This is a genomic window from Aeromonas sp. Y289-2 (assembly GCF_027705925.1).
GTDB classification, from domain to species: Bacteria; Pseudomonadota; Gammaproteobacteria; order Enterobacterales; family Aeromonadaceae; genus Aeromonas; species Aeromonas veronii.
This window is the reverse complement of record NZ_JAPDCH010000005.1, coordinates 177583-195343: the sequence shown is the minus strand read 5'-3', so window position 1 is coordinate 195343 and position 17761 is coordinate 177583. Positions and strand designations below refer to the sequence as shown.

At 59.8% G+C, this 17761-nt stretch carries 13 protein-coding genes; 8 read left to right on the top strand and 5 right to left on the bottom strand.

Annotated elements, in window-relative coordinates:
- Positions 1-4 precede the first annotated feature (4 nt).
- The 5 genes from lpxA (at position 5) to accA (ending at position 7122) form a co-directional block, all read left to right on the top strand.
- Positions 5-796, top strand: coding sequence for an acyl-ACP--UDP-N-acetylglucosamine O-acyltransferase (gene lpxA, locus OKC43_RS10210; RefSeq protein ID WP_005338557.1), 792 nt, complete (start codon positions 5-7; stop codon positions 794-796).
- Positions 789-1928, top strand: a complete 1140-nt coding sequence (lpxB, locus tag OKC43_RS10205) for a lipid-A-disaccharide synthase (RefSeq protein ID WP_236271874.1) — start codon at positions 789-791, stop codon at positions 1926-1928. The genes lpxA and lpxB overlap by 8 nt, the downstream gene beginning before the upstream one ends.
- A gap of 119 nt (positions 1929-2047) precedes the next feature.
- On the top strand, positions 2048-2638 hold the full coding sequence (gene rnhB / locus OKC43_RS10200) for a ribonuclease HII (protein WP_236271875.1): 591 nt from the start codon (positions 2048-2050) through the stop codon (positions 2636-2638).
- A gap of 38 nt (positions 2639-2676) precedes the next feature.
- Positions 2677-6156 (top strand): DNA polymerase III subunit alpha, encoded by a 3480-nt coding sequence (dnaE, locus tag OKC43_RS10195; protein ID WP_043818966.1) that lies wholly within the window; start codon positions 2677-2679, stop codon positions 6154-6156.
- 15 nt (positions 6157-6171) lie between these two features.
- Positions 6172-7122, top strand: coding sequence for an acetyl-CoA carboxylase carboxyl transferase subunit alpha (accA, locus tag OKC43_RS10190; protein ID WP_005338549.1), 951 nt, complete (start codon positions 6172-6174; stop codon positions 7120-7122).
- Between the two features lie 286 nt (positions 7123-7408).
- On the opposite strand, the gene OKC43_RS10185 is transcribed toward accA, so the two are convergent.
- On the bottom strand, positions 7409-7591 hold the full coding sequence (locus OKC43_RS10185) for a DUF3545 family protein (RefSeq protein ID WP_005338547.1): 183 nt from the start codon (positions 7589-7591) through the stop codon (positions 7409-7411).
- Between the two features lie 160 nt (positions 7592-7751).
- Positions 7752-8702 carry a transaldolase gene (tal, locus tag OKC43_RS10180; protein WP_005338545.1) on the bottom strand — a complete coding sequence of 317 codons (951 nt, stop codon included), beginning with the start codon at positions 8700-8702 and terminating at the stop codon, positions 7752-7754.
- Between the two features lie 701 nt (positions 8703-9403).
- On the opposite strand from tal, the gene OKC43_RS10175 reads away from it, so the two are divergent.
- Complete coding sequence (locus OKC43_RS10175; RefSeq protein ID WP_041234090.1) at positions 9404-10834, top strand: alanine/glycine:cation symporter family protein; 1431 nt, start codon at positions 9404-9406, stop codon at positions 10832-10834.
- A gap of 60 nt (positions 10835-10894) precedes the next feature.
- On the opposite strand, the gene OKC43_RS10170 is transcribed toward OKC43_RS10175, so the two are convergent.
- Genes OKC43_RS10170 through OKC43_RS10160 form a run of 3 tightly spaced genes read right to left on the bottom strand, consistent with a single transcriptional unit; the run spans position 10895 to position 14821 of the window.
- Positions 10895-12910 carry a transglutaminase TgpA family protein gene (locus OKC43_RS10170; protein WP_236271876.1) on the bottom strand — a complete coding sequence of 672 codons (2016 nt, stop codon included), beginning with the start codon at positions 12908-12910 and terminating at the stop codon, positions 10895-10897.
- Positions 12897-13892, bottom strand: coding sequence for a DUF58 domain-containing protein (locus OKC43_RS10165; protein ID WP_236271877.1), 996 nt, complete (start codon positions 13890-13892; stop codon positions 12897-12899). The genes OKC43_RS10170 and OKC43_RS10165 overlap by 14 nt, the downstream gene beginning before the upstream one ends.
- Positions 13892-14821 (bottom strand): AAA family ATPase, encoded by a 930-nt coding sequence (locus OKC43_RS10160; RefSeq protein ID WP_409010828.1) that lies wholly within the window; start codon positions 14819-14821, stop codon positions 13892-13894. The genes OKC43_RS10165 and OKC43_RS10160 overlap by 1 nt, the downstream gene beginning before the upstream one ends.
- Positions 14822-15177: 356 nt before the next feature.
- On the opposite strand from OKC43_RS10160, the gene OKC43_RS10155 reads away from it, so the two are divergent.
- Together OKC43_RS10155 and yidZ are read left to right on the top strand one after the other, a co-directional pair.
- Positions 15178-16350 (top strand): MFS transporter, encoded by a 1173-nt coding sequence (locus OKC43_RS10155; RefSeq protein ID WP_236271878.1) that lies wholly within the window; start codon positions 15178-15180, stop codon positions 16348-16350.
- Between the two features lie 18 nt (positions 16351-16368).
- A complete protein-coding gene (gene yidZ / locus OKC43_RS10150; RefSeq protein WP_236271900.1) occupies positions 16369-17331 on the top strand; it encodes an HTH-type transcriptional regulator YidZ in 963 nt (320 codons plus the stop codon).
- Positions 17332-17761: the final 430 nt, after the last annotated feature.

Here is a 17761-nt window from a genome sequence, read left to right as displayed (position 1 = left end):
ACACGTGATCGACCAGACTGCCATCATTCACGATACTGCCATCGTCCATGAGTCTGCCGTGATCGGTAAAGGGGTTGAAATCGGCCCCTTTTCTGTCATCGGCGCCGAGGTGGAAATCGGTGACAACACCTGGGTAGGTTCCCATGTGGTGATCAAGGGCCCGACCAAGATTGGTCGCGGCAACAAGATCTTCCAGCACACCTCCATCGGTGAGGATTGCCAGGACAAGAAGTACGCCGGTGAGCGCACCTTCCTTGAGATTGGCGACAACAACGTCATTCGCGAGAACTGCACCTTCCACCGTGGCACCATTCAGGATCAATCCCTGACCAAGGTGGGCAGCGGCAACCTGTTCATGGTCAACGTTCACGTTGCCCACGACTGCATCATCGGTGACAACTGCATCTTCGCCAACAACGCGACCCTGGCGGGCCACGTGGTGATCGGTGACTTCGTGATCTTCGGTGGTCTCTCCGCCATTCACCAGTTCGGCCGCGTCGGTTCCCACGCCTTCGTCGGTGGCTGCGCCGCCCTGAACAAGGACGTGCCGCCTTACGTGATGGCCGCCGGCAACTACGCCAAGCCGTTCGGGGTCAACTCCGAAGGTCTGCGTCGTCGCGGTTTCAGCGCCGAGGCTATCTCTGCCGTCAAGCGTGCCTACAAAGAGATCTTCCGCTCCGGCAAGACCATCGAAGAGGTGCTGCCGGTGCTGATCGAGATGGCGCAAGCCGAACCGGCCGTCCAGCTCTATGTGGATTTCCTCAAAGACAACGAGCGCGGGATCATCCGTGCCTGATCCGGTTCGTATCGGTATCGTCGCCGGAGAAGTCTCCGGCGACATTCTGGCTGCCGGTCTGGTGCGCGAGCTGCAAGCCCGCTACCCGGATGCGCAGTTCGAAGGGATCGCCGGGCCGCGGATGCAGGCCCTCGGCGTCAAGGCCCTGTTCGAGATGGAAGAGCTCTCCGTCATGGGGATCACCGAGGTGCTGGGCCGTCTGCCGCGCATCCTCAAGGTCCGTCGCGAACTGTTGCGCCACTTTATTGCCAATCCGCCCGATATCTTCATCGGCGTGGATGCACCGGATTTCAATATCGGAGTGGAGCTGAAACTGCGCCGCGCCGGTATCAAGACGGTTCACTATGTCAGCCCCTCTGTGTGGGCCTGGCGCCAGAACCGCATTCACAAGATCAAGGCCGCCACCGACATGGTGCTCGCCTTCCTGCCGTTCGAGAAAGCCTTCTACGACCGCTTCGACGCCCCTTGCCGTTTTGTCGGTCACACCATGGCGGACGATATTCCGTTGGTGCCGGATCAGGCTGCCGTGCGTCGCAATCTCGGTATCGATGCCAATCGCCGCTGGCTGGCGGTGCTGCCGGGCAGCCGAACCGCAGAAGTGGGCTTTATGTCTCCCCTGTTTCTCGAGGCGTGCAAACACCTGACGGTGCGCTATCCGGATCTCGGCTTCATCGTGCCGTTGGTCAACCAGAAACGGCGCGAGCAGTTTATGGCCATCAAGGCCGAGGTAGCGCCGGGTCTCGACATGGTGCTGCTGGCAGGGCAGGGCCGCGAGGCGATGATCGCCGCTGACGTGGTGATGCTGGCCTCCGGCACCGCGGCGCTCGAAGCCATGCTGGTGAAAAAGCCGATGGTGGTGGGCTACAAGCTCAAGCCCTTCAGCTACTGGCTGGCCCAGCGACTGGTGAAGACCGAATTTGTCTCTCTGCCCAACCTGCTCGCCGGTCGCATGCTGGTGCCGGAACTCATCCAGCACGAGTGCACCCCGGAGAATCTGGTGGAAGAGGTGAGCAAGTACTTCGAGCACGACAACAGTGCGCTGGTCAACACCTTCACCGAGCTGCATCAGCTGATCCGCTGCAATGCCGACTCGCAGGCCGCCGATGCGGTGGCGGATCTGCTCGGCAGATAACGCTATTTCGGACCGTCGATTGCGCCGCGCAGCCCGTTAATCCGTTTTCCGAGCGGTGATGCCGCGCCAGTCGACCCCTGTCAGGCCCCACGGGGCCTGTTTTGATTCAAGGCTACAAGATGATGATCGATATTCCTGACGACAAGCTGGTTGCCGGTGTGGACGAAGTGGGTCGTGGCCCCCTGGTGGGTGACGTGGTCACCGCTGCTGTCATTCTCGATCCCGCCAATCCCATTGTCGGTCTGGCTGACTCCAAGAAGCTCTCCGAGAAGAAGCGCCTCGCCCTGTTTGACGAGATCAAAGAGAAAGCGCTCGCCTGGGCCATCGGTCGCGCCACTCCGGAGGAGATCGACGAGCTCAACATCCTGCATGCCACCATGCTGGCGATGCAGCGCGCCGTGGCGGGGTTGAAGGTCACCCCCGAGCTGGTCTTTATCGATGGCAACCGCTGCCCGGCGTTGCCGATGGAAGCGTGCGCAGTGGTCAAGGGCGATAGCCTGGTGGCCGCCATCAGTGCCGCCTCAATCCTCGCCAAGGTGACCCGAGATGCGGAGATGACCGAGCTGGACAGTCGCCATCCCGAGTATGGTTTTGCCCGTCACAAGGGTTACCCTACGCCTGAGCACCTCGCCATTCTGGCCGAGCGTGGCCCGTTGCCCGAATATCGCAAGAGCTTCAAACCGGTGCGCCGCGCACTGGGGATCGAGTAGACCATGCCATTTAGTTTGAGCAGCGAGAGGAGATGACGATGGCTGAACCCCGTTTTATCCACCTGCGAGTCCACTCCGACTTCTCCATGGTCGATGGCCTGCAGAAGATCAACCCCATCGTCGGGGCGGCGGCGGCCAACAACATGCCGGCGCTGGCGCTGACCGATCAGATGAACATGTGCGGTCTGGTGCGCTTCTATGGCGCCGCCCACGGCAAGGGGATCAAACCCATCGTCGGTGCCGACTTCTGGGTGCAGAGCGATGAGCTCGGCGACGAGCAGTTCCGCCTCACCCTGCTGGCCATGGATAACGACGGCTACCAGAACATCACCCTGCTTATTTCCCGCGGTTACCAGCGCGGCCACGTACAGGGGCGGCCGGTCATCGACAAGAGCTGGCTCGCCGAACACGCCAAGGGGGTGATCGTCCTCTCCGGTGGCCGCGAGGGGGATGTGGGCAAGTTCCTGCTCAAGGGCAACCGGCAGATGACCGAGCAGTGTGTCGCCTTCTATCAGACCCACTTCCCGGATGCCTACTATCTCGAACTGCTGCGCACCGGTCGACCCGACGAAGAGGTCTACCTGCACATGGCGGTGGCCATCGCCACCGAGTTCGAGCTGCCGGTGGTCGCCACCAACGAGGTGGTGTTCCTCAACGCCGATGACTTCGACGCCCACGAGATCCGGGTGGCCATCCACGATGGCTATACCCTGATGGACAAACGCCGCCCCCGTCGCTACAGCCCCCAGCAGTACCTGCGCAGTCAGGAGGAGATGGCGGAGCTGTTTGCCGACATTCCCGAAGCGCTGGAAAACACGGTGGAGATCGCCAAGCGCTGCAACGTGACGGTGCGTCTTGGCGAATACTTCCTGCCCAACTTCCCGACCGGCGACATGACTACCGAAGATTTTCTGGTGGCCAAGTCGAAAGAGGGTCTGGAGGAGCGTCTCGAGTTCCTGTTCCCGGATCCGCAAGTGCGGGCCGAGCGTCGTCCCGAGTATGACGAGCGTCTCGACATCGAGCTGAAAGTGATCAACCAGATGGGCTTCCCGGGTTACTTCCTCATCGTGATGGAGTTTATCCAGTGGTCCAAGGACAACGGCATTCCCGTTGGCCCGGGCCGGGGCTCGGGGGCGGGTTCTCTGGTGGCCTACGCCCTCAAGATCACTGACCTCGACCCGCTGGAATTTGACCTGCTGTTCGAACGTTTCCTGAACCCCGAGCGGGTATCCATGCCCGACTTCGACGTCGACTTCTGCATGGACCGGCGCGACGAGGTGATCGAGCACGTCTCCGACATGTATGGTCGGGATGCGGTCTCCCAGATCATCACCTTCGGCAGCATGGCGGCCAAGGCGGTGGTGCGGGACGTGGGCCGGGTGCTGGGTCACGCTTACGGCTTTGTGGATCGCATCTCCAAGCTGATCCCGCCGGATCCGGGCATGACGCTTGCCAAGGCATTCGAGGCCGAGCCCAAGCTGCCCGAGCTCTACGAGCAGGATGAGGAGGTCAAAGACCTCATCGACATGGCCCGTCGCCTCGAAGGGGTGGTACGCAACGCCGGTAAACACGCCGGTGGCGTGGTGATCGCGCCCACCAAGATCACCGACTTTGCGCCGCTCTACTGCGATGACGAAGGCCATCACCCGGTCACCCAGTTCGACAAGAACGACGTGGAGTACGCCGGTCTGGTGAAGTTCGACTTCCTCGGTCTGCGCACCCTCACCATCATCGACTGGGCGCTCGGCATGATAAACCCGCGTCTTGCCAAAGAGGGTAAGCCGCCGGTCGACATCGCCGCCATCCCCATCGATGACAAGAAGTCGTTTGACCTGCTGCAGCGCTACGAGACAACAGCGGTATTCCAGCTGGAATCCCGCGGCATGAAGGATCTCATCAAGCGACTGCGCCCCGACTGCTTCGAAGACATGATCGCACTGGTGGCCCTGTTCCGACCGGGCCCGCTCCAGTCAGGCATGGTGGATAACTTCATCGACCGCAAACACGGTAATGAAGCGATCTCTTATCCGGATGAAAAGTGGCAGCACGAGAGCCTCAAGCCCATCCTCGAACCCACCTACGGCATCATCCTCTATCAGGAGCAGGTGATGCAGATCGCCCAGACCCTGGCGGGTTATACGCTCGGTGGCGCAGACATGCTGCGCCGGGCGATGGGTAAGAAAAAGCCCGAGGAGATGGCCAAGCAGCGGGCCGGTTTCGAGGAGGGCGCCGTCAAGAATGGCGTCGACGGCGAACTGGCGATGAAGATCTTCGATCTGGTGGAGAAGTTTGCGGGCTACGGCTTCAACAAATCCCACTCCGCCGCCTACGCGCTGGTCTCCTACCAGACCCTCTGGCTCAAGACCCACTTCCCGGCCGAGTTCATGGCGGCGGTCATGACCGCCGATATGGACAACACCGACAAGATCGTGACTCTGGTGGATGAGTGTCAGCGGATGGGGCTCACCGTGATCCCGCCGGATGTGAACACCGGTCGCTATCGCTTCTCGGTCAACGAAGATGGTCATATTGTCTACGGGATCGGGGCAGTGAAAGGGGTGGGTGAAGGCCCTATCGACGCTATCCTCAGCGCCCGGGATCAAGACGGCCCGTTCCGAGATCTGTTCGACTTCTGCAACCGGGTCGATATCAAGAAGCTAAACAAGCGGGTGATGGAGAAGCTCATCCTCTCCGGCGCCATGGATCGGCTCGGCCCCCACCGCGCCGCCCTGATGGCAACGCTGGAGGAGGCGATGCGTGCCGCCGAGCAGCACGCCAAGGCGCAGGCAGTGGGGCAGGTCGACATGTTCGGCGTGCTCACCGAAGAGATTGACGACGTCAAGAAGGCGTTTGCCAACGTGCCGCACTGGCCTGACAAGGTGTGGCTGGAAGGGGAGCGCGAGACCCTCGGACTCTATCTCACCGGCCACCCCATCAACCAGTACAGCAGCGAATTGCGTCGTTATACCTCGGGTCGCTTGTGTGATCTGCATCCCACCTCCCGCGATACCGTGACCACGGCGGCGGGGCTGGTGATTGCGGCCCGCAGCATGGTGACCAAGCGTGGCAACAAGATGGGGATCTTCACCCTGGACGACCGTTCCGGTCGCCTCGATGTGACCCTGTTCAGTGAAGCGCTGGAAAAATATGAAGAATTGATGCAAAAAGACCGCATTTTGGTGGTTTCTGGACAGGTCAGCTTTGATGACTTCTCCGGTGGCCTTAAAATGTCGGCTCGAGAATTACTGGATATCAACGATGCGAGGGAGCGTTTTGCCAGAGCAATCCGCATCTCCCTCGATGAACAGCGGATTGATGATCGCTTTTTCCCGCGTTTGTGCGAGATTTTGGAGCCCGCCCGTGCCGGAGTCTGTCCGGTTCAGGTAAACTATCGTCGCCCCGGCTCCCGGGTGCGATTGACGCTCGGTACCGAGTGGCGGGTGACGCCCACCGATCAACTGATAGATGACTTGCGAGTCCTGCTTGGACGAGAGCGGGTTGAATTGGTTTTTGATTAGAGGTTCTAAGGCCCTATGAGTCTTTTTCTGGATTTTGAACAGCCGATTGCCGAGTTGCAGGCGCAGATTGATGAACTCAAACATGTGAGTGAAGGCAATCACGCCGTGGATCTGAAAGACGAGATCCGCCGGCTGGAGAAGAAAAACGAAGAGCTGACCAAGAAGATCTTCGGTGATCTGGGTGCCTGGCAGGTATCCCAGATGGCGCGTCATCCCCAGCGCCCCTACACCTTTGACTATATCGAGCATATCTTCACCGATTTCGACGAGTTGGCTGGCGATCGCGCCTATGCCGATGACAAAGCTATCGTCGGCGGCATCGCTCGTCTCGACGGTGAGCCGGTGATGGTGATTGGTCACCAGAAGGGTCGTGAGACCAAAGAGAAGATCAAGCGCAACTTCGGCATGCCGCGTCCGGAAGGATACCGCAAGGCCCTGCGTCTGATGGAGATGGCCGAGCGCTTCAAGATGCCGATCATCACCTTTATCGACACCCCGGGTGCTTACCCCGGCGTCGGTGCCGAAGAGCGTGGCCAGTCCGAAGCGATTGCCCGCAACCTGAAAGTGATGGCCGGTCTGACCGTGCCGGTTGTCTGCACCGTGATTGGTGAGGGTGGCTCCGGTGGTGCGCTGGCAATCGGCGTGGGTGACCGGGTCAACATGCTGCAGTACTCCACCTACTCCGTCATCTCGCCGGAAGGGTGTGCTTCCATCCTGTGGAAGAGTGCTGACAAAGCTTCTGTGGCTGCCGAAGCGATGGGGATCACTGCCCAGCGTCTGAAAGAGCTCAAGCTGATCGACCACGTGATCGACGAGCCCCTCGGCGGTGCCCACCGCGATGTGGAGAAGATGGCCAAAAACCTCAAGGCTCGCATCAAGCAGGATTTGGACGCTCTGCGTCCGCTCGATACCGAGCAACTGCTGGAGCAACGCTACCAGCGTCTGCTGGGCTACGGTTACTGCTAAGCGCAGCCGTCACCCCCGAGTATTCAGGCCCCCGTCATCGACGGGGGTTTTTTATTGCTGATTACTTGTCTTGCGGTGATTGCCCCAATGCGCCCTGAAACGGCGCAGGTCTACATTCGTGGGTGTGGGGCAGGGTTGGTATGCCACGCTGTTGGTGATGACTGTCATTAGCCTGCAGCATCGTTTGGCATTGCTGGCGGTGGCATGACAAGCCGCTTGATCATCCGATTGCGGCATAAAAAAGCGCCCCGGCTGTGCGGAGCGCTTTTACAGGTGTCTGGCGGTATTACAGTTCAATCTCGTCTGTAAGACCTTCATAGGCGATATCGATGGATTGCAGCTCCTTCTGCAGGCGATGTTTGTCTTTCAACGCCTCGATTTCACGCCATTTACGTTTTTTTCCCGTTGTCCCGCGGCTACGCGAACCGAGTTCAACCACCTCGTCATAATCGAAGTTGAACATTTCCATGGCTCCCTCCTTGGTTTTTATCGTTTTCACCACCCGTATAACATAACGAATCTGAAATTAAAACGTTTTCGTGACGACTCTATGACAACGCTAAAAAAGCCCATGAAAAAAAACCGGGCCCCTTGGTGGGGGCCCGGTTTTTATCAGAAAAAAGAACCGATTACAGGCGGCTTGCCAGCATGGTTTCCAGCTTGCCCTGGTCGATGGCAAACATGCGGATGCCTTCGCCCAGCTTCTCGTGAGCCATGGCGTCCTGGTTCAGTTCCCAGCGGAATTCGGCTTCGGTCATCGGGGTCGGTTTGGCCTTGCGCTCACCGGTGTAGTCCAGTTTGCGTACCACGGCGCCTTCGGTCTTGCTCAGCTCTTCCAGCAGGGCCGGGCCAATGGTCAGGCGGTCGCAACCGGCCAGTTCCAGGATCTCGCCGGTATTGCGGAAGCTGGCGCCCATCACCACGGTCGGGTAGTCGTGCTGCTTGTAGTAGTTGTAGATGGAGGTGACGGAGACCACGCCCGGATCTTCGCTGGCGGTGTAATCACGGCCATTTTTGGCCTTGTACCAGTCGAGGATACGACCCACGAACGGGGAGATCAGGAAGGCACCGGCTTCGGCACAGGCACGGGCCTGGGCGAAGGAGAACAGCAGGGTCAGGTTGCACTGGATACCCTCTTTCTCCAGTACTTCAGCGGCACGGATCCCTTCCCAGGTGGAGGCCAGCTTGATCAGAATGCGGTCGTTGCTGATGCCGGCTTCGTTGTAGAGACGGATCAGTTTGCGGGCCTTGGCGATGCTGGCTTCGGTATCGAAGGAGAGACGGGCATCCACTTCGGTAGATATGCGGCCCGGAACGATCTTCAGCACTTCCAGACCGATGTTGACGGCCAGCTTGTCGCCCGCGTCGATGATTTGCTGTGCCTTGTCCTGGCTCTGGGCTTTGGCCCAGTTGATGGCGTCTTCGATCAGCGGAGCGTACTCGGGGATCTCGGAGGCCTTCAGAACCAGAGAGGGGTTGGTGGTGGCATCGATGGGCTGATAGCGTTTGATGGCTTCGATATCACCGGTGTCGGCAACAACAGTGGTCAGGGCTTTCAGCTGGGTTAATTTATCGGCCATAGCGAATATCATCTCTTAATGAGGGAGTAATCCCTGGGTTGCGGGCTTGAGACGGTGGTTCTGAAATAAAATTACAGGATCTTGGTGCCTCAGGCTCAGAAAAGCGCGATGGGGGCGGCCCATCGTCATTGCCTGCCTAATTAATACTGATGTGCTGCATCCTGCAATAGGGGCGCTTGGTTGTTAAACATTCAGGCTGTTGAGTTATCCCGTTTTATGGCTTGAAACTATATGATTAGTAAGGTTTTTTACATTTCCTTCCGACCTCGCGCCGGTTTGCTTTCAGCTGAACTTTTTTAGCCAATATCCATATTTGTGTCGTCGATCACATAAATTATCTCACTACGTACTTGAAATTTAATTACAGCGAAAACGTTTGGCGAAATGTCTCCGTTTGAAAGCCATTTCATGCAAGCGTTTGCGTTTTCGCATAGCTCATCAGGGATATATCAAAATGGTTCTCTTATGGGGCTTAATGGTGGCCTGTCTGATTGAATTATTGAGTTTGTTGAAAGTTTGCGATTTAAATGGAGCTTTATGGGCTTTTACCGTTCGTTTTTTGTGTCTCGCGTGACCGGGATCACTATTCCGGGCTCTCCCGCTGTGCTAGATTCCGCCCCTTTAGCGAAACGCTAATTAAACGACAGACAGAAAACGGTCAGCGCAGACTGGCCATGGATGTGAATAACAACGAGAGAATTATGGACACCTTGATTGCGATGCTAAACGACCTGATGTGGGGAGCCGTGCTCATCTACCTGCTCATCGGGGTCGGGATCTTTTTCACCTTCCGCCTGGGTTTTATCCAGATCCGTCACTTTGGCCACATGTTTTCCGTGCTGAAAAACAGCCGTAAATCGGACAACGCAGGCATCTCCTCCTTCCAGGCCCTCTGTACCAGCCTTGCCGCCCGAGTCGGCACCGGCAACCTGGCCGGTGTGGCTGTCGCTATCTATCTGGGTGGCCCCGGCGCCATCTTCTGGATGTGGCTGATTGCCTTTATCGGCATGGCGACCGCCTTCGTCGAAAGCACCCTGGCCCAGCTCTACAAGGTCAAGGATGAGGATGGCAACTACCGTGGTGGCCCGGCCTACTACATGGAGAAAGGCCTTGGCATGCGCTGGATGGGGGTGGTCTTCTCGCTCTGCCTGATCCTGGCGTTTGGTCTGGTGTTCAACGCGGTGCAGGCCAACTCCATCAGTCTGGCGATGAAGGTGGCGTTTGGCATTCCTGACTGGGTCAGCGGTCTGGCGCTGGTGGCACTCTCCGGCCTGATTATCTTCGGCGGCATTCGTGGCATTGCCCGTTTTGCCGAGCTGGTGGTGCCCTTTATGGCGCTGGCCTACATCCTGCTGGCGCTGGTGATCGTGGCGATGAACATCACCGAGTTGCCCCATGTCTTCATGCTGATCATCAAGTCTGCCTTCGGGATTGAGCAGGCAGGCTCGGGTGCGCTGGGTTATGCCATCTCCCAGGCGATGATCAACGGTATCAAGCGCGGTCTCTTCTCCAACGAGGCGGGCATGGGCTCTGCGCCCAACGCCGCGGCGACAGCCACTCCCTATCCGCCGCACCCGGCCTCCCAGGGTTATGTGCAGATGCTGGGGGTCTTTATGGACACCATCGTAATCTGTAGCTGTACCGCCGCCATCATCCTGATGTCAGGTCAGTTTGAGCCGGGCTCCGGTGTGACCGGTGTCGAGCTGACCCAGCGTGCGCTCTCTTCCCAGATTGGCAGCGGTGGCAACATCTTTATCGCGGCAGCCATCTTCTTCTTCGCCTTCACCTCTATCGTGGCCAACTACTCCTATGCCGAAACCAATCTGGTGTTCCTCGAGCACAACCACAAGGGCGGCCTGATGCTGTTCCGGATGTTTGTGCTGGGTATGGTGATGTTCGGCTCTGTGGGCGAGTTACCCACTGTCTGGGCCATGGCGGATGTTTCCATGGGACTGATGGCCATCGTCAACCTGGTGGCGATCCTGCTGCTCTCCGGCGTCGCCATCAAGCTGGCGAAGGATTACAACGACCAGCTCAAGCTGGGCAAGGTGCCCACCTTTGATGCCAACAAGTACCCGGAGATCCGCTCCCAGCTGGAAGAGGGAATTTGGGACAATCCGACCAAAAAATAACAAGCGGTGAGTCAAACCTCTTGATTAAAACCTGAGGGGGGAGCCAGTGGCTCCCCCTTTTTATGGCTTGCTCTTCTGCGGTTGATCCCAGAGCAGGGTGAGTTGTTTTATACGCAGTTGCAACTGGCGCCAGCAGCGCCTTTGTTGTCGGTCGCTGAAAGGGGCATAACGCCAGCGGCGATAGAGCCACGCACTCTTTAGCAGAGGATGGGCAAGGTCAGGACGCAGCCGCGCCAGTCGCTCGCACCATGCCCCCATGCTCTCGGCGGGCTGGGGTGAGTAGCCGCTGCGTTTGCCCCGTTTGAGCAGGGGCTGCCAGATGCGCCGCGCTGGCGGCAGGCGCGCGGGCAACAGCAGGGGCAGGCTCACCAGCAGGGCGACCAGCATCAGGCTCGCGAGGATCAACCAGGGAGTGTGCGCTGCCAGTGCAGGCCAGCGCAGACCGATTTGCTGCCAGAGCTGGCCCGCATCGTAACCAATCACCCAGCGACTCCACTGGTATTCGATATTGTTGCCCCACCAGCGCAGCTGATTGAGCAGGGCCCAGTTGCGATAACGTTGCAAAGCGAGGGGGTCGGCGGCGGTAAACTCGTCGCTCAGGGCCTCCCTCACGCCGTCTTCAATGCGCTCAGGTGCCACTGCCGCCGTGGGGTCGATTCGCCGCCATGAGCCCCCTTCATCGAGATACTCCACCCAGGCATGGGCATCGAACTGGTGTACCGCCAGATAGTTGCCCCTGGGATTCCATTCGCCGCCGAGATAACCGGTGACCAGTCGTGCAGGAATACCGGCAGCGCGCAGCACGAAAGCGGTCGCCATGGCGTAGTGGCCGCAAAAGCCCTGCTTTGTATCGAACAGGAATGCATCCACCCCGTCACTGCCAAGTCGTGGCGGGGTCAGGGTGTAGTAATAGGATTGGCTGCGAAACTGTGCGAGCAGGGCGGCGACCAGCTTGGCGCGTTCTGGATAGCGCACAGCCAGCCCTTGGCCGTGAGCTCGCGCTCTCGGGTTGCCCCCGGCTGGCAGTTGCAGGTTGCGCTGGGCGGCTTGGCTATCATCCTCGATCTGTGCTTCGCCGCGGCCAATGCGATAGCGTATCGCCATCTCGCTGCTCCCCTGCCGATAGAGGGTGTTGAGAGGCGTGAGCATTACCGGTCCCGCCAGCAGGTGCGGTTCGCTCAGAGCAAAGGCCCAGCGGTGGCGCTGGGGCTCGGCGATCACCTCGTAGCTCCCGGCGGGTAACGGACTATCTGCCAGTTGAGAGTTGGTCTGAGAAGAGGATGCCAGAAGGGGGAGCCCGGTTTGCACCGGCACTGTCTGCTGCCATGCCCTGACCTCGGGGCTCAGCAACCAGCGCTGGCCATCGAAAATTTCTTGGCGCATCACCGGAAAGTAGCGCTCGCGGGCCGGGGGCGGGCCATCGGCAAAGGTGACCCGAAAGGCCAGTTCCGAGGAGTTGACCAGTTCGCTGATATCGCCGGGGGCCAGCTCTTCCGAGAGCCCCGACAGGGCGCGGCTGGTGGTGGGCATCTGCCAGAGGGGCGGGAGCCTTGGCAGCAGCAGAAACAGAGTGATGAGCAGGGGAAGCGCCAGCAGCAGGGTACCACCCGCACTGCGCCAAGGCCGTTTCTGTTCGGGGGCGACGGCGGCCACCAGCGCGGTTACTGCCAGCCAGAGTGCTACTGTCATTCCGGCCGTCCAGCCGATGCTTTGGCGTTGTACCAGCGCCAGCGCGATGAGGAAGAAGGCGAGCTGTAGCACCTGCTCGATATCCCGCTCGCGCCGCACTTCGATCATCTTCAGGCTATAGCCGATCCAGAGCAGATTGATCAGGGCGGGCAGGGTGCCCAATGTGCGCCACTGCAACCCCAGCAACACCACGGTTGTGATGGCCAGCAGCGCCAACCAGCGGGCAGGCAGGGGCGGCCAGCCGCGCCACAGCATCATGGCCCGGACGCCGAGGGTCATGGCGCCTACTGCCATCACCCAGAGCTGCAACTGTGGCCAGAGCGCCGCGACCAGCAGCAGCTGTTGCAGGGCGATGAGTGGTAACAGGCGGCGGTTATCGAGCAGCATCGGGCGTGCTCTTCGGTGGTGTTGCATCGAATCGGGCCAGTGCCAGCAGGCAGCGCTGCACAAAGGCGGCGCCGCTATCGGGTCCCAGCGTCTGGTTTGCCAGTGTTAGGGTAAAGGGGATGCCCCGCTTGCCGTAATCTGCGCACCACCAGGCCAGCACCGCCAGCCGCTGCTCCAGATCCCCACCCGCGATCCGCTGCAAGGTGAGGTGAGTGTCATCCTGCTGTGGCTCATGGAACTGTTTGGTCAGCAGGCCGCGCCCCTGGGCAAGTTGCTTCCAGGCGACCCGGCTCAGTGGTTCACCGGCCTGATGTGTCCGCAGAGAGTCAAAGTCACCGAGAGTGGCCGGAGCGGGTTGGCCCTGATGCCCCTCGTTTTGGGTCGCATGTTCCCCTCTTAGCGCGCCGAATGTTGGTTTGGGAGAGAGCCAGCCTTCCAGTTGCAAGTCCAGCAGGGACCAGCAGCGAAACAGGCCGAGAGGGTAGCGGCTTTCAACCCGCAATCGACCAAGGTGCAATGGCCCGCGGCGCGAGCCCGATACGGGTAGGATAACTGTGCTGGGCACAGCGTCGGCCTGTGCCAGCCAGAGGGTGCCTTCGTTGAGGCTAAACCGGAGCGCCTGCACCGGGCGAGGGCTCTGCACCAAGATACGGATAGGTAGCTGGCTACCCGCTTCCCCCAGTACCAGCTGGCCACCCCGCAGTTCCAGCCCCAACAGGTTGCGGTGGGTAAGCCACATTGCGGCCATAAACAGGCTGCCGAGGCAGTAGGCCACCAGCAGTACCAGATTGTTCTGGTAGTTGGTGCCGAGCAGATAGATGACGAGCAGCACCAGCAGATAGAGCAGCCCCATGCGGGTGGGGAGGATAAAGAGGCTGCGGGTACCCAGCGTGATCTGGCGGGCCGGGGGAATGCGGCGATCGAGCCAGCGTCGCTGCCAGCGGGCTCGCCACTGCTGCCAACGGTTTAGCAATTTGCTCATCAGGGATTGTCCGGATCGACCCTGGCCAGCAATCGCTGGCTAAGGGGACAGGCTTCGCCGTGCTGTACGCCAAAGCTGCCCCGCAGCCGATGCTCGGCCACATAGGGGAAGACCGCCTGCACATCCTCTACCGTGACAAAGCGCCGCCCCGCAACCAGTGCCCAGGTCCGGCTCACCGCCAGCAAGGTCTGGGCTGCTCGGGGGGAGAGGGGCTGTGGCAGATCCCCATCAAAGCGGCTCTGGTGCACCAGCGCCAGCAGGTAATCGAGGGTGGCATCGGAAACATGGATGGCATCCCCTTCGCTTTGCAAGGTGGCGAGTCCGGCGGCATCCAGCATGGCGGGCAAAGGGCCCGTCGGCTGGTGGCCGCGCAGTAGCTGGCGCTCCGCTTCTCGCGGCGGAAAACCCAGCGAGAGTCGCACTGCGAATCGGTCGAGTTGGGACTCCGGCAGTGGATAGGTGCCCGCCTGATCCGCCGGATTCTGGGTGGCGATGACGAAAAACGGATCGGGGAGTGGGTGCGTGTGGCCCTCGATGCTCACCTTGCCTTCGGCCATCGCCTCCAGCAGGGCGCTCTGTACTTTGGGGCTGGCGCGGTTGATCTCGTCCGCCAGTAGAACCTGGGTGAAGATGGGGCCGGGGTGAAAGCGAAATGTTTGTTGCTGGGGGTCAAAGATCTGCAACCCCAGCAGGTCGGCGGGGAGCAGATCGGCGGTGAACTGCATCCGCCGGCATGCCAGCCCCAGCACCTGCGCCAGCGCGTGGGCCAGGGTGGTTTTGCCCATGCCGGGCAGATCCTCGATCAGCAGATGACCGCGCGCCAGCAGGGTCACCAGCGCGATTTTCAGTTGCAGCGGCTTGCCCAGAATGACTGGCTCCAGTGCCGCCAGCAGCCCGGCAATCTGCTCTTCTCTCTTCATTCCCTTCATACACATTCCCTGTATTGCGTCGCACCTACAGCTTATACGCCCGCAAGGGCCAAGGCAGATAACAGACGGGCGGTAAAGTGCAGCGCAGGGATGGCAATGAGCGGGAGGTGACGCGGTTTATTAGTGAGTCTGCTCGATTCAATATGGCCGCTATGGCACGTAACTCAATACAATATTTCCTGATTGGAATGTACCGATCGCCATCTCTTCACTAGGTGAGGGCGCTGGGCGCCCATATAGTTGCCCCCATTGCGACGCACAGTGTTGCTACCTTTGTCACCACCTTGGCCCCGCCACTGTTCGCCTGTCGCTGTGATCTGGCAGGCATCGGCACGCCAATCTGTTATGGAGCATCCATGCCTGTATTCCTGTTGTGCACTTTTCTGATGATCATTCTCTATCCGGTCGGGATCGATCTCTATCTGGTGGCGGTGCCCCAGATTGCCGATACCCTGCAAGCGAGCGAGGCGCAGATCCACACCGCCTTCTCCATCTATCTGTTCGGCATGGCGGCCACCGTGCTGCTGGGGGGAATGATTGCCGATCGCTTCGGGCGGCGCTGGGTGGTGCTCGGTGGCGCGCTGATTTTTGTCCTCGCCTCGCTGGTGGCAGGCAATGCGGAGGGGATTGGCCAGTTCTATTTCGGCCGTTTCTGGCAGGGGGTCGGGGCCGGTGCGCTCTATGTCATGACCTTTACCGTGCTGCGGGACGTGCTAAGTCAGGAGCGGTTGGCGATGGCGCTCTCGATGATCAACGGGGTGATCTGCGTGATCCCGGTGCTGGCGCCGGTACTCGGTTACCTCATCCTGTCCCATTTTGACTGGCGCGGGATCTTCGTGGCGATGGCGCTGGTGGCGGCCGTCAGCGGTCTGGTCAACCTGCTGCTGCTCAAGGAGACCCGTCCGGCCCGGCAACCGGGGAGTAGCGCGGCGCTGCCCTTTGCCCTGCTGCGCTCCCCGCGCTTTATGTTGCTATCCCTGCTGACCAGTGCCAGCGTGACCGCCATTTTGGTCTATGTCAGCGTCTCGCCGCTGATCCTGATGAAGGAGTTTGGCTTCACCACCGAGCAGTACTCCATCGTGATGATGGTGATGGCTGGCGTGAGTATGTCCACCTCCTTCCTGACGCCGCTGCTGTTGCGCTGGCTGGGCAAACAGAAGGTGCTGGCGGTGTCTCATCTCTCCTATCTGCTGGCGGCGTGCTCACTGATCGGCAGCTGGCAGACGGGGGGCGATATCCATCTGTTGCTGTCGGGGTTTGCGCTGGTCTGTGTCGGGTTCTCCTGTGGCTTCGGGGTGGCGATGGGGGAGGCGCTCGATGGTTGCCAGCACAATGTGGCGTTCGCCAGTGCCGTGCTCTGCATCATGCAGATCAGCCTCTCCGGCCTCTACATCTGGCTGCTGGGCCAACTTGGCTTTGCCCCGACCGAGATGCTGATCTGCGCTCTGCTGCTGACACTGCTCAGTTACCTGGCTGTCAAAGGGCTGTTACCATGGCTCGCGCTTCGTGAAGCGCGGTCGCAGGGCTGATGGAAGATGAGAGGGAATATGCGCAATCTGGGTGAACTCGATTTGAACCTGCTGGTGGTCTTCAAGTACCTGATGCAGGAGCGCAGTGTGGCAGGGGCAGCCAAAAAGCTCTGTGTCACTCCGTCGGCGGTGAGCAAGTCTCTGGCCAAATTGCGGGAGTGGTTTGACGATCCCCTGTTTGTGCGGGTACGGCAGGGGTTGCAGCCCACCAACCTCTCTCTGACCCTGGAGGAGGAGTTGAAAGTCTGGTTCCAGCTCACCGACAGCATCACCTCGCTCAATAGCGATGCGATCCCCGACGGTGCCCGCTTCACGTTGGTGATGGAGTCCCCCTTCTACATCAGCTTCCTGAGCGATCTGCCCATGACCATCTACCAGAAGTACCCCAACTCGGTGGTCAGGATGCTGGGGTGGGATCACCACTCCCTCAACGACATCGTCAATGGCGATGCGGATCTCGGCTTCTGCGCCCGCGAAACCCATGGCCGCTCCCAAGCCAGGGTCAACCGCTTGCCTTATTACATTGATCACGAGGTGCTGTTTACCGATCGCCCGGTGGTTTTTCTGCGCAAGGATCACCCATTGCTCGAGCAGAAGTGGTCGCTGGAGAACTTTCTGGCCAGCCCCCAGATCAGCATGGTGTGGGAGGCGAACGATACCTGGGCCCTCGACAGCCTGCTGGAGGACGAGGGGCTGAAGCGGGAGGTACCCATCATGGTCTCCAGTTTTGAGCAGGCGCTGCATATTGCCTCCCAGTCGAGCCACGAACTGATTGCGGTGGCGCCTTCCTACTGCGGTGGTTATGCCAGTCGGCATCATGGCAATCTGATCGCCATGCCGCTGCCGCTACCCGAGAAGCTCTACGCCCAGCTGGAGATCGCCTTCATCCTGCTGTGGCACAAACGGCACAATCAGGATGCCAAGGTGATGTGGCTGCGCAACGAGATCCGGCGACTCTACAACGACGAATCGCCACGCTAATGTGGCCGTGACGGTGCCCATCGATCAGCCGGAGCCATCTGCTCCGGCTTTTTGTTGTCGTATCGCCCGGATGAGTGGGCTTTTGCACGACTTAAGTGCCGAGTTCTGGTTCAAGCTGTGTGCCATTCAACTCTCTTCATGCACAGATTGGCCTTGGTTGCACGTCTCGAGTGAAGCTCTTTTCACGAAAAAAATTCATGTGGTTTCATTAGAAAACTTCACTAATGGTCACTTTTAAAGTGTGATCGACCATTAAGTTCCTGTATTTGCAGTGATATAGCATGACCCACCTTGGAATGGCGGGGTTAGATAGCGCCTGCGTAGGGGGACTGCCAGTGGAGCACGGAGTTAGCCACCCCCACAGGTCGTCTGTGGCCGTATCATGCTCCGGCTATCTGGCCACCAGCCATGAGTGACGGAGCAGAGGGGA

Excerpts from the sequence above, each read along its gene's own strand:
- rnhB (WP_236271875.1), top strand. The coding sequence starts at position 2,048 with ATGATGATCGATATTCCTGACGACAAGCTGGTTGCCGGTGTGGACGAA.
- dnaE (WP_043818966.1), top strand. The coding sequence starts at position 2,677 with ATGGCTGAACCCCGTTTTATCCACCTGCGAGTCCACTCCGACTTCTCC.
- accA (WP_005338549.1), top strand. The coding sequence starts at position 6,172 with ATGAGTCTTTTTCTGGATTTTGAACAGCCGATTGCCGAGTTGCAGGCG.
- OKC43_RS10185 (WP_005338547.1), bottom strand. The coding sequence starts at position 7,591 with ATGGAAATGTTCAACTTCGATTATGACGAGGTGGTTGAACTCGGTTCG.
- tal (WP_005338545.1), bottom strand. The coding sequence starts at position 8,702 with ATGGCCGATAAATTAACCCAGCTGAAAGCCCTGACCACTGTTGTTGCC.
- OKC43_RS10175 (WP_041234090.1), top strand. The coding sequence starts at position 9,404 with ATGGACACCTTGATTGCGATGCTAAACGACCTGATGTGGGGAGCCGTG.
- OKC43_RS10170 (WP_236271876.1), bottom strand. The coding sequence starts at position 12,910 with ATGCTGCTCGATAACCGCCGCCTGTTACCACTCATCGCCCTGCAACAG.
- OKC43_RS10165 (WP_236271877.1), bottom strand. The coding sequence starts at position 13,892 with ATGAGCAAATTGCTAAACCGTTGGCAGCAGTGGCGAGCCCGCTGGCAG.
- OKC43_RS10160 (WP_409010828.1), bottom strand. The coding sequence starts at position 14,821 with ATGAAGGGAATGAAGAGAGAAGAGCAGATTGCCGGGCTGCTGGCGGCA.
- OKC43_RS10155 (WP_236271878.1), top strand. The coding sequence starts at position 15,178 with ATGCCTGTATTCCTGTTGTGCACTTTTCTGATGATCATTCTCTATCCG.
- yidZ (WP_236271900.1), top strand. The coding sequence starts at position 16,369 with ATGCGCAATCTGGGTGAACTCGATTTGAACCTGCTGGTGGTCTTCAAG.